11 protein-coding genes and 1 pseudogene are annotated in these 11369 nt (G+C 68.7%); 10 read left to right on the top strand and 2 right to left on the bottom strand.

The window, feature by feature from the left end; genetic code table 11:
• Both AIIKEEIJ_RS19805 and lipA read left to right on the top strand, forming a co-directional pair.
• Positions 1-560 (top strand): FAD-dependent oxidoreductase (locus AIIKEEIJ_RS19805; protein WP_161996405.1); only part of this gene is annotated, 560 nt, incomplete at its 5' end.
• A gap of 74 nt (positions 561-634) precedes the next feature.
• Positions 635-1639, top strand: a complete 1005-nt coding sequence (gene lipA, locus AIIKEEIJ_RS19800; RefSeq protein WP_044476367.1) for a lipoyl synthase — start codon at positions 635-637, stop codon at positions 1637-1639.
• Between the two features lie 369 nt (positions 1640-2008).
• Here lipA and AIIKEEIJ_RS19790 read toward each other — a convergent pair whose 3' ends face one another.
• The gene (locus AIIKEEIJ_RS19790; protein WP_185713515.1) at positions 2009-3136 is read right to left on the bottom strand and encodes a helix-turn-helix domain-containing protein; all 1128 of its coding nucleotides are present in this window, start codon (positions 3134-3136) and stop codon (positions 2009-2011) included.
• 171 nt (positions 3137-3307) lie between these two features.
• Between AIIKEEIJ_RS19790 and AIIKEEIJ_RS19785 the strand changes: the two are divergent.
• Positions 3308-3490: pseudogene (locus AIIKEEIJ_RS19785) on the top strand (LLM class flavin-dependent oxidoreductase); the annotation flags it as partial.
• A gap of 43 nt (positions 3491-3533) precedes the next feature.
• On the opposite strand, the gene AIIKEEIJ_RS19780 reads toward AIIKEEIJ_RS19785, so the two are convergent.
• Entirely contained in the window at positions 3534-4037 is a 504-nt protein-coding gene (locus tag AIIKEEIJ_RS19780; protein ID WP_050036436.1) for an FBP domain-containing protein, read from the bottom strand.
• A 57-nt stretch (positions 4038-4094) separates the two neighbouring features.
• On the opposite strand from AIIKEEIJ_RS19780, the gene AIIKEEIJ_RS19775 reads away from it, so the two are divergent.
• From AIIKEEIJ_RS19775 to AIIKEEIJ_RS19745, 7 genes are all read left to right on the top strand, one after another.
• Positions 4095-4766, top strand: coding sequence for a TetR/AcrR family transcriptional regulator (locus tag AIIKEEIJ_RS19775; protein ID WP_144415075.1), 672 nt, complete (start codon positions 4095-4097; stop codon positions 4764-4766).
• A 254-nt stretch (positions 4767-5020) separates the two neighbouring features.
• Complete coding sequence (locus AIIKEEIJ_RS19770) at positions 5021-6310, top strand: ATP-grasp domain-containing protein (RefSeq protein WP_338020989.1); 1290 nt, start codon at positions 5021-5023, stop codon at positions 6308-6310.
• Positions 6307-7155 carry a hypothetical protein gene (locus AIIKEEIJ_RS19765; RefSeq protein WP_050035885.1) on the top strand — a complete coding sequence of 283 codons (849 nt, stop codon included), beginning with the start codon at positions 6307-6309 and terminating at the stop codon, positions 7153-7155. The genes AIIKEEIJ_RS19770 and AIIKEEIJ_RS19765 overlap by 4 nt, the downstream gene beginning before the upstream one ends.
• The gene (locus tag AIIKEEIJ_RS19760; protein ID WP_029545965.1) at positions 7152-8225 is read left to right on the top strand and encodes a PLP-dependent cysteine synthase family protein; all 1074 of its coding nucleotides are present in this window, start codon (positions 7152-7154) and stop codon (positions 8223-8225) included. Before AIIKEEIJ_RS19765 ends, AIIKEEIJ_RS19760 begins: the two co-directional genes overlap by 4 nt.
• Positions 8222-9250 (top strand): enolase C-terminal domain-like protein, encoded by a 1029-nt coding sequence (locus AIIKEEIJ_RS19755; RefSeq protein ID WP_029545963.1) that lies wholly within the window; start codon positions 8222-8224, stop codon positions 9248-9250. The genes AIIKEEIJ_RS19760 and AIIKEEIJ_RS19755 overlap by 4 nt, the downstream gene beginning before the upstream one ends.
• Positions 9247-10503, top strand: a complete 1257-nt coding sequence (locus AIIKEEIJ_RS19750; protein ID WP_065922093.1) for an MFS transporter — start codon at positions 9247-9249, stop codon at positions 10501-10503. The genes AIIKEEIJ_RS19755 and AIIKEEIJ_RS19750 overlap by 4 nt, the downstream gene beginning before the upstream one ends.
• Positions 10500-11324 carry a methyltransferase domain-containing protein gene (locus AIIKEEIJ_RS19745; RefSeq protein ID WP_161996404.1) on the top strand — a complete coding sequence of 275 codons (825 nt, stop codon included), beginning with the start codon at positions 10500-10502 and terminating at the stop codon, positions 11322-11324. The genes AIIKEEIJ_RS19750 and AIIKEEIJ_RS19745 overlap by 4 nt, the downstream gene beginning before the upstream one ends.
• Positions 11325-11369: the final 45 nt, after the last annotated feature.

The following is an 11369-nucleotide window of genomic DNA, read 5'->3' as shown; positions in this document are numbered from 1 at the left end:
TCGAGGAACTCGGTGTCGAAGTCGATCGCGGATTCGTCACCACCGACCAGTGGTGTCGCACTACCGCATTCGGCGTGTACGCGATCGGTGACGTGGCGGGCGCACCCTGCCTCGCCCACAAGGCCAGCCACGAAGCCGTGCTGTGTGTGGACAAGCTCGCCGGTGCGGATCACGTCCGGCCGTTGGACCGCGACTACGTTCCGGGCTGTACCTACGCGAGGCCGCAGGTCGCCAGCCTCGGTCTCACCGAAGAACGAGCGCGTGCGACCGGCCGTCGCCTGCAGATCGGGCAGTTCGATCTGCAGGCGTCCGGAAAGGCGCGCGCGATCGGCGAAGCCGACGGCTTCGTGAAGACGATCTTCGACGCCGACAGCGGCGAACTCCTCGGTGCCCACATGGTCGGCCCGGATGTCACCGAGCAGATTCAGGGATTCGGCATCGCTCGATCCCTGGAGGCGACCGCCGACGATCTCGCCGAGGTCGTCTTCGCGCACCCGACACTATCGGAGGCGATGCACGAATCGGTTCTGGCCGCACTGGGCCGTCCGATCAACATGTAGCAAGTCCCGCCGAACCGCGGACCCGGGTGGGACCGTGGTTCGGCGGGAACTCACGCCCAGGAATCGAACAAAACGTGAATCCCATACCTGGAACATCACCCGAGGGGCCGGTTCCGTCGGGCCGCAGATTGCTTCGACTGGAGGTCCGCAATGCGCAAACCCCGATCGAACGCAAGCCGAACTGGATCAAGACCCGCGTCAAGACGAGTCCTGCGTACGCCGAACTCGAGAGCCTGGTCGAACGCGAAGGACTGCACACGGTGTGTGCGGAAGCCGGCTGCCCCAACATCTTCGAATGCTGGGAAGACCGCGAAGCCACGTTCCTGATCGGCGGTCGGCAGTGCACGCGCCGCTGCGACTTCTGCCAGATCGACACCGGCAAACCCACCGACCTCGACCGGGACGAGCCCCGCCGCGTCGCCGAGTCCGTGCACGCGATGGGACTTCGGTACTCCACCATCACCGGGGTTGCCCGCGACGACCTGCCCGACGGCGGCGCCTGGCTCTACGCCGAAACCGTCCGACAGATCCACGCCCTCAACCCCGGGACCGGCGTCGAGAATCTCGTCCCCGACTTCAGCGGAAGGCCCGACCTGCTGGCTGAGGTGTTCGACTCCCGGCCCGAGGTGCTCGCCCACAACCTCGAGACCGTGCCGCGGATCTTCAAGCAGATCCGCCCCGCGTTTCGCTACGAACGCTCGCTCGGTGTGCTCGCCGCGGCCCGCGACTTCGGCCTGATCACCAAGTCGAACCTGATCCTCGGTATGGGGGAGACCCCACAGGAAGTGCAGCAGGCGATGATCGACCTGCACGATGCCGGCTGCGACATCCTCACCATCACCCAGTATCTGCGTCCCTCGCCGCGGCACCACCCGGTAGAGCGGTGGGTCGAGCCGGAAGAATTCGTCGAGTACTCGAAGGCCGCCGAGGAGGTCGGTTTCGCCGGCGTCCTGGCGGGGCCGCTCGTGCGTTCCTCGTACCGCGCCGGCCGCCTCTACGCCGACGCCATGGCTCACCACCGCCGTGAACTCGCGGCTCCCCTCAGCCATCTCGCCGAAGCGCACCCGTCAGGAGATTGACCACATGAGTTCCGCTATCGAAGACAACCGCATCATCGAATTCGCCCGTCGCCGGCTGCCGTACGGGGGCGGAAGTCCCGGCGACCTTCTGGTCGAATTCGGTATGACCCGGCCGATTATCTGATCCGGTTGGGTGAGATCCTCGACACCCCTGTCGCCTTACGACTGCACCCCCGGCTACGTGCGGACCTGCGCAACTTCGTCGCTGCGCGCACCCCTGCGCCGCGCGCCGCGCCGAATCGGAGCGACCAGGTTCGGAGAGGATCCCGGTCCGCCGCGGTGTGAGCCCCGGGAGCAGGGCACGCGTGCCCCCGGATTCGTCGACACGGAGGCGGCGGGGTTCGGAGCGAGATGTTCGCAGGCGGAATGTCACCTGATCACACGGACTTCGACACCGTCCGCGAACCGGTACGGCTGGGGCGTCAGCACTGGGCCGAGGCTCTTGCGCAGCCGGGAGACCTCGGCGCGGACGGCAACGATGTGGTCCCGGTCGCCGAACAGGGCCTCGCTCAACGACGCGGCATCGATACCGGCCGATCGGGTACGTGCCAATACCCTCAGAATCTGCGCGTGCCGCGGTGACAGGGCACGCGTCCATTCCATCTCCCCCCGCACCGTCGCCCGAGGGGCCGCCCCCAGGTCGAGTTCGAGTTCGATGGCCGTCCGTTCCGTGCGGCGGCGCACCAACCATGCGTCACCGAGCGGTTCGGGTACGCAAAGTCCGAGACCGGGCACGAGCAGCGGTCGGTCGGCCTCCGGTGATGCCAGTCGTTCGGGAACGCCGATGCCGCTGGCTGCCACGACCCAGCCGTGACCGTCCACGACGACAGCAGGCCCGCACGTCCTTGCGAGAACCGGCGCCGCGTCAGTACGGAGCCTTTCGAGGTGGGCGGCATGCTCGCGCCAGAGCATCGACTCAGCCAACCGCACAGCCGTCTGCACGAGGGCCACGGTGGCCGGATGCACCGACATCGCCGACCCGCTGAGATCCAGTACGCCGAGTACCTCGCCGGAGCGTGGATCGTGGACCGGTGACCCCGTACACGACCAGCCGTAGTGGGACCGCGCATAGTGTTCGGCCGAGAAGAGCTGTACCGGAGCGTCCTCGACCAGCGACGTGCCGACAGAATTGGTGCCTACCGACTTCTCCGACCAGCGGGCGCCTTCCACGAATCCGAGGACGTCAGCTTCCCTCTGCACGTCGCGTGCACCCTCTCGCCACAGCACCACCCCGTCCGAGTCGGCGACGACCACGATGAAGTTCGCGTCGCTCGCCACCTCGGTCAAGGCGCCGCGTAGCTCGGGCAGAACCGACCTCAGGGCACTTCGTGCACGGCGAGCTTCGAGTTCGGAGACGTCCGCGAGTACGACGTCCTCACACCGGGCGGGACTGACACCGTCTGCCCGAAGACGCGACCACGACCGGGCGACAACGTCACGCGGAGGCACCGGCGGCGTCCGACCGGACATCACCGCGTCGTGGACGTCGCTCAACAATCGGGCGCGTCGCGACAAGTCTTCACCGGAACCGAAAGCGAGCAACCGTTGGCGCGCCGAACTGGCCCTACTCACACCGTTCAGCCTACCGTCAGGAGTGTGAGCCGCACCATGGCCCCTGCCGTCTGCGGCCATCAGGAACGCGGAAGTCGTCGACGATCTCACACACTCGTCGAGGAGTGGTTCGTTGCCGGCGCCTGCGACGGATTCAACCTGATGTGTCCGGCGTATCCGGATTCGCTGGACGACTTCGTCGACCTCGTCGTCCCGGAACTGCAGCGCCGCGGCCTGTTTCGCACCACGTACCCGGGTACCACGTGGCGCGACAGTCTTGGAATGTGGTCCTTCGCGTAAATGCGCTCGGGTGATGGCGCCGCTCGGCTAGTGCACAGCGCGGTTATGGGTCCTGCTCGTCGAGCACCCGCCCGATGAAGCCACCGAGTCGGGTCTCGAGGTGGCGGATCCGAGTCTCGCTGGGCAGTGCTCGATCGGGCTGATTGCCGGGCAGTGGCAGCAGCTCTCGCACATACAGTGAGCACGCGAAGTTGCTGCACATGTAGGTTCCGATGCTGTTTCCGGCCTTGCCGCCGGCGCCGGCCTTGCGTGCCGTGAACAGCGCCGTTCCGCCGATGCGGTGAACGGCGTGGCAGATGGTGCACATCGTGCTGCGCGGCCGGGACCTGTCGGTCTCGGCCTGTCGCAACTCGATTCCGACCACCTGCCCGGCGTGCTGGGCAATCAGATACGCGCGAAGCGGGGCTCGGGGGTCCGTCCAGCCGAAGAAGTCGAGTTCCGCCCAGCGCACGGTGTCGAAGTCGGGCGGGAACGTCACCGTCCTGATCTTGCTGCGCGAGCTATTGACGAACGATCCGAGGACGTCGTCGCGGGACGGTGCCTGCATCACCACTATTCCTTCCACGTTTGATTCATGAAACAAGTGGAGTATAAACTCGCGGGCATGGGTCGCCACAAGGATGTCGAGCGTCGGCGGGCACTCCTCGAGGGCTGCTGCGCCTACGCCGAGGAGCAGGGGCTGTTCGGTCTCACCCTGCGCCCGCTGGCCGATCGGCTCGAAACGTCGACCCGAAATCTCCTCCACCACTTCGGCAGTCGTGAGAACCTGATCGTCGAGATCGTCGACCGCACCCTGGTGACCCATCTGGCCGCGTCGCGGGATCTGCTCCTGCGGATCCGCGATCTCTCGGCCGACGAGTCGTCGCCGTCGGCGACCGCCGCCCACGTGACCGCCGTGATCTCGCAGGGGCTCGAGATGGCGTGGGCGGAAGCGCACACGCCGGATGGGCGCCGGCGAACCGCCATGTTCTTCGAGATCTATGCCGCGGCGACGCGGGATCCCGAGCTGCAGCAGACATTCCTCGTCCCGGTGGTGACGGAATGGGTCGACCCCATGGCCGCGGCGATCGAGGCCGCGGGCGCGTCACCGGGCGCGGCCCGGTCCGTCGCCTCGCGCATCCTCGCGGCCCATCGAGGTCTTCTCCTCGAGGATCTCGCGCTCGGCTGCAACGTCGCCACCGATGCCGCGCATCGGGACGCCGTCCTGGCGGTCCGTACCGAGATCTCCCGTGCGACTTCCTCGGGCGGGGAAGGGGTCCATGACCCGGCGGAGTGAGCAGCCCGCCAGTCGTTCGTCGCGATCTCGTTCGCACCGCTGTTCCGGGCTTTCCCGGCGTCGCCGGGGTCGCCGGCCGGCCTGGTATCGAGCCCCGGCTCGATCGGCTGACCGGCACGAGCTGCCGGACCTTTCCTGGGCAACTGTTCTCACCAGGCTTGCAATCTTCGACACACCGGTCTTGCTAACGATAACGATTATCAGTAGCTTCTGTGACGCTGGGTACTGCGGGAGATGCGAGCGGAAGGCCACGTGTGGCACACCTACTGCTGGTGGAGAGCTGGGTCGGCGCAATGGGAACGTTGCTGCCGAGAGCGATTGCCGACCTGGGAGTCGAGTTCACGTTCCTGACCCGACGGCCGGAGCACTACCCGGACACCCTGCCGGACGGTTCCCCGCATCCGCTGCGTCTCGGTCGCGCGGTAGCGACTGCCGAGACCAACGATCCGGCTGCCGCACTCGAGGCGGCGCGGCGGATCGATGCCGAGGCAAGGATCGACGGCGTCCTCACCAGCTGCGACTACTACCTGCCGACCGCCGCGCGAATTGCCTCCGCACTCGGACTTCCCGGTCCGACACCCGAGGCGATCGAGACCGCCTGCGACAAGGCGCGCACCCGGGCGGTGTTGGATTGCGTCGGTGTCCCGGGGCCGCGGCACACCACCGCGTCGGTCGACGACACGATCCGGCTCCGTACCGCGGCCGAGTCGGTGGGATTCCCCTTGGTGGTCAAACCCACCGATCTGTGTGCGGGAATGTTCGTGCGACGCGCGGACAGTTGGCTGGATGTCGAGTCGGCGGTGCACGCGCTGCGGGGGTTCGAGATCAATGCGCGCGGGCAGCGGCGGAACTCGACGGTGTTGCTCGAGGAGTTCCTCACCGGCCCGGAATTCAGTGTGGAGAGCTGGATTTCGCGCGGCAAGGTCCACACGGTCGGCGTGACCGACAAGAGCTTGGGTGGGGCGTCGGGTTTCGTGGAGACCGGGCACATGTTCCCGGCCGACCTGGCTGAGGGGGACCGCGCGAGAGTGGTGGCCGCCGCGGAGGAGGCGATCGATGCGGTGGGTCTCGATCACGGTGTGGTGCACACCGAACTACGCCTGACCGCCGCCGGGCCGCGGATCATCGAGATCAATCCACGGCCGGCCGGCAATCAGATCACCGAGCTGATCCGGCATGTGAGCGGAGTCGACCTGCCGCGGGTGGCGGTCGAGCTCGCACTGGGACGCGAGCCGATCGTCCCGACGGTCCCGGACGAGGACCGTGACGGCGGACGGCCCTCGAGCGCAGCCGTGAGCATGCTGGTGCCGACGAGGGCGGGTGTTGTCACCGGAATCGAGGGAGTGGACACCGTCGCAGCCGATCCGTCGGTGGTCTCGGCGGCGTTCAAGGGGTCCGGTCACCGAACCACGCCGGGAATGGACAACAACAGCTACCTGGGCAGCGTCGTCGTCATCTCGCCGGAGCGGTCCGGGGCCCGCCCGCTGGCGGAGCGCCTATTGTCGTCGATCTCCGCCACATACGGCGAGGAGCCGGCGTCATGACCGCCACCTCAGCGATCGGTACCGTGACGAACGGTCGCCTGGCTGCGCTTCTCGAGCGCTACCGCACCGACCCTGCCCGGCGTCCCGCGCGCGACGTGGTGGTGTCGGTTGCGTTCACCACGTCACAGGGAGTACGGCACGGCGGGCGCAGTGGCGGCTACCGCAACCAGGTGATCTCGCTGCGGGTGGGGGCTGCGACGGGCTCGTGCGCGGTCGAGCCGGGCTCGGTGGATCCGGAGATCGTGCACGCGTGCGCAGGGGTGGCGGTGGCCGATCTGCTGCACCATGCCGAGATCGCCGTGCAGATCGCCGCACTCGACGCTTACCTGACGCACCAGCGCCCGCACTCGGGTGAGCCCCGCGCAGTGACGGTGCAGCTGGATTCCGGGGATTCGCTGCAGCGCTCGCTGGCCCGGGCGCATCACGTGACCGGGCTGGTCGACGCACCACCCGACGGGCGGGTGCTGGTGATCGGAGTGGTCAACTCGCTGCTCGTCAGCTTGCGCGAGCGCGGGCTGCGGTACGTGCCGTGTGATCTGAAGGGCGGCACCACCGAGTGGGGTGAGCCGATCGTTACCGACTTCGCCGAGCATCTCGACGAGTGTGATGCGGTGCTGGCCAGCGGAATGATGCTGGGCAACGGCACCGTCGACACCTTGTTCGCGCGGGTGGCAGGGTCCGGCCGGCGGCTTCCGGTCACGATGTTCGCCCAGAGTGGCGCCGCGGTCGCCCGGGAGTTGCTCGGACGCGGCATCGACGCACTCTCCGCCGAGCCGTACCCGTTCTTCTGGCTGACCGGGGACGCCGGCCCGATCTACCTGTACCACGGGTCGCGTGCACGATGACCGTGATCGATTCGCCGGCGCGGGTGGGGAACAGCCCACTCGTGCGCATCCTCACCCCGGTGCCGAACCCGCATCCGGGCTACTTCGCGAAGATCGAGTCGCTCGGCTTCGGTGGGCTCAAGGCGCGGTCGGCCCTGTCGATGCTGGCCGGTGCCCGGCGACGCGGGGAACTGCGTGACGGCGCGCGGATCGTCGAATCCACCAGCGGCACTTTGGGGGTCGGGCTGGCATACGTGGCACAGCCACTCGGCCACCCCGTCACCCTGGTGGTGGACTGCGAGCTCGAACCCGCCATGCGCAATCTGCTGTGCGCGCTGGGTGCCACCTTGGAGATCGTGGGCCGTCCGCACCCGGAGGGCGGGTGGCAGCAGGCCAGGCTCGACGTCCTGCACCAAATTCTTGCCGCCGACCCGGATGCGTACTGGCCCAACCAGTACGACAATCCCGACAACGCCGTGGGCTACCACGGGCTCGCCGACGAGATCGTCGCGGGCCTGGCCGCACAGGGTATCGAGCGGGCCGAGGTGCTTGTGTGCAGTGTGGGCACCGGCGGCCACAGCAGCGGAGTGGGTCTGCGGTTGCGGCAGGTGTGGCCGGACCTGCGGATCATCGGGGTCGATGCGGTGGGGTCGACGATCTTCGGACAGCCTGCCGCCTGCCGGGTCATGCGGGGACTGGGCAGCAGCGTGCATCCGGGCAATGTGCGATACGAGATGTTCGACGAGGTGCACTGGGTCGGCCCGCGCGAGGCCGTGCACGCCTGCCGCAGCCTGGCGCGGGACGGGTTCCACACCGGCGGCTGGTCGACGGGTGCGGTGGCCACGGTGGCCGGGTGGGCGGCCACCCGCTGGCCGGGCCCGGTGGTCACCGTCTTTCCGGACGGCCCCGACCGCTACCTGCGCACCATCTTCGACGACGACTGGTGCGCTCGGCACGGCCTGCTCGCTCCGCCGCGAACACATCCGCACGAGATCGCCGAGTGCGGTGACCCGGCGGAGTGCTGGACGCGGTGCGAATCCGTGCGGGCCCCGCACCCGTCGGCGAGGGACCGGATGGAGACGGCGCGATGAGCCTGACCTGGTCGGTGAGCACCCTCGCCCTGGCCCGGCCGTTCCGGATCAGCCGGGCGGTGATGTCGTCCCGCCAGGCGGTCACGGTCACCGTGACCGATCCCGAAACGGGATCGTGCGGCCGCGGCGAGGTCGTCACCTCCGTGTTCGCGGGCCTGGACGTGCACCACATCGAGACCCAGCTGCGGGCAGTCGCGGCGTACTGCGGTGCCCGAGGGATCCCCGAAACGATTCCGGCACAGGTGCACCCGGCGGTTGCCGGCGCCGTGTGGTCCGCCGTCGCCGACTACCGGGCACGTGTGAACAGGCAGACGGTCGCTGCGCACCTCGGGTTGCCGCTGCCCGCCGAGATCCCGATCTCCCGCACCCTCGGAATCGGTGCGCCCCAGGACATGGCCGCCGAGGCCGCCGAGTTGTCCGGGTGTGGGTTCGCTCTGCTGAAGGTCAAGACCGACGCCGACCCGACCGAATCGGTACGGCGGCTGGCCGCCATCGCCGCTGCCGCTCCAGGCGTGGATCTGATCGTCGACCCGAACGAAGCGTGGACCGCGGCCACCGCCCTGTCGGTGCTCGCCGACAGCGGTGGTCTGCCGATCGTCGCGCTCGAACAACCGCTGCCGGTGCACGACCGCGACGGAATGCGGGAGCTGCGCAGCCGCACCGATCTTCCGCTCGTCGCGGACGAGGCCGTCCACGGCCTGGCGGACCTGGACGAGCTGACCGGCCTCGCGGACGTGGTGAACATCAAACTCGCCAAGTGCGGCGGCATCTACCGCGCCCACGCACTGGCCGCGGCGGCCGGCGCGCGCGGAATGGAGGTGATGCTCGGCTGCCTGGTGTGCAGCTCGCTGGGTATCGCCCCCGCGGCGCAGCTGGCGTCCCTGGCCCGATGGTGCGACCTGGACGGGCACCTGCTGCTCGCCCGAGACCCGTGGGCCGGCCTCGGGGGTGAAGACGGAAAGCTGCGCCCGAGCGGCCTGCCCGGACTCGGCGTGTACCGACCCGACAACGAGGAAACGCGATGACCGCCAACGACTCCCCGGCAGGGACATTCGCTCTGCTGCGCAGCTTCCCCCGCTCGGTACAACTGCTGGTGCTCAACCAGTACGGCGTCAACACCGGTTTCTACATGCTGGTGCCGTACCTGTCCATGCATCTGACCGGGAACCTGGGTCTGTCCCTGACGATCACCGGCCTGGTCCTCGGGGTGCGTACCCTCAGCCAGCAGGGCTTGTTCCTGATCGGGGGCACCGCTGCCGACCGGCTCGGACCCCATCGGGTCATCATCGCCGGCTGTGCCCTGCGGTCGGTGGGCTTCGCAGTGTTCGCTGTGGGCACCAGCGTGCCGCTGCTGCTTCTCGCCTCAGTTCTGTCGGGATTGGCTGGGGCTCTGTTCAATCCGGCCGTGCGCTCCTACATCGCGGTCGCCGAACCCCGGCGCCGGGCGGAGGCATTCGCGGTCTTCAACGTCTTCGCACAGGCGGGGGCACTGTCCGGACCGCTGATCGGCAGCGCGCTGCTGACGGTGGACTTCCGTACCGTCGCCGTCGCCGCGGCGGCCGTCTTCGCCGCCCTCACCCTGGCGCAGTTGCGGTTTCTGCCCTCCCACCCGGTGGACCGCGCCGAGACGACGGTGCTCCGCGGCTGGGGTGCGGTGCTGGCCGACCGCCGGTTCGTGCTGTTCACCGTGACCATGCTCGGGATGTTCGCCCTGCAGACGCAGATGTACCTGGTGTATCCGGTGCTGGCCGGGCGGATCACCGACTGGAGTGGGGCAGTGGCGGTGCTGTTCCTGTCCACCACCGTCTTCGGTCTGCTCGCCCAGGTGCGGCTGACCCGATGGTTCGATCGCCACACCAGCCGGGGCACGGCCATCACGGCGGGGCTGATGTTGATGGGCGCCGCGTTCGTGGTGGCACTGCCGGTCCTGTGGGGCGAACCCTCCCACGGCGCGGGACGGATCGCGCTGACGCTGGCGCCGTTGTTGCTTTCCGCCCTGATTCTCGAAGCGGGCATCCTGATCGCGCAGCCGTTCGTGATGGAACTGATCCCGGCATACGGGGCGTCGAACATCTCCGGAACTCTGTTCGGGATGTTCTACCTGGTCTCCGGGGTGGCCGCCGCCGCCGGCAATGCGTTGATCGGGTACGGCCTCGACCTGGGCAACGGGTGGCCCGGTGCGCTGGTGTGCGTCGCCCTTGCGTGGGGTTCGGCCACCGGGATCTGGCTGTTGCACCGCCGCGGCCTGCTCGCCGACCAGGCCGGAGCGCGGACATGACCACGGCTGCAGGGGCTCGGAACCTGTTGACGGACAACCCCGCTCTGTACGAGGCACGATTCCCCGACCCCGACCACAGTGCCGCCCGGTTCGTCGACGACATTCTCGCGACCTACCTGACCTCCGACGACGCGGCGCCGCGGACACACCCGGCGACGTTGCTGGACCTGGGCTGCGGCACCGGCCGCGACCTGGGATACCTGGCCCGGCGGGGATACCGTTGCCTGGGCATCGACCAATCCCCGGCGATGGTGCGATACGCGCAACAACAGTATCCCGGCGTGAGAGCCGCGGTCGGCGACCTGCGCACCTTCGAGGTCGACGCGAGCGTCGACGCCATCGTCTGCCTCGACAGTGCCCTGCTGTACTGCCACACCGACGCCGAGCTGGAATCGTGCCTGCGCTGCTGCCGCAGGCACCTACGTCCCGGTGGGTTGCTGATCGCCGAAATGCGCAACGGCGCCTTCTTCCTCGGCAACCCCGAACTCCTCGACGGCCCCACCCACTCGGCCTTCTCCTGGCACGGTCACACCTGGCGGGCGGAGACCACCCTGTGGATCGACCACGCCGCACAGCTGCTACGCCGCCGCCGGCAGTGGCAGATCCCCGAGTGCACCGAGCCCCTCGTCCAAACCTCGGCGTGGCGGCTGCTGTTTCCGCTGGAGCTGACCGGCCACCTGCAGCGCGCCGGATTCGTGGTGCGGGCACTGTTCGACACGCCCGGACCCCGCACCGAGACCGGCTGGCCGGGACGAGGAACCGATCTCGGCGGCACTGCTCTCTGCGGCGACCGGCTGCACGTGATCGCCGAGGCCGTCTGATTCACCCCCACGCTCCACCCCGACCCGCTCGATCCACTGCCCGAG

This window comes from Rhodococcus sp. YH1, assembly GCF_009939605.1.
GTDB lineage: Bacteria > Actinomycetota > Actinomycetes > Mycobacteriales > Mycobacteriaceae > Rhodococcus > Rhodococcus aetherivorans.
The sequence above is the reverse complement of the archived record's forward strand: the minus strand, read 5'-3'. Positions and strand labels throughout refer to the sequence as shown.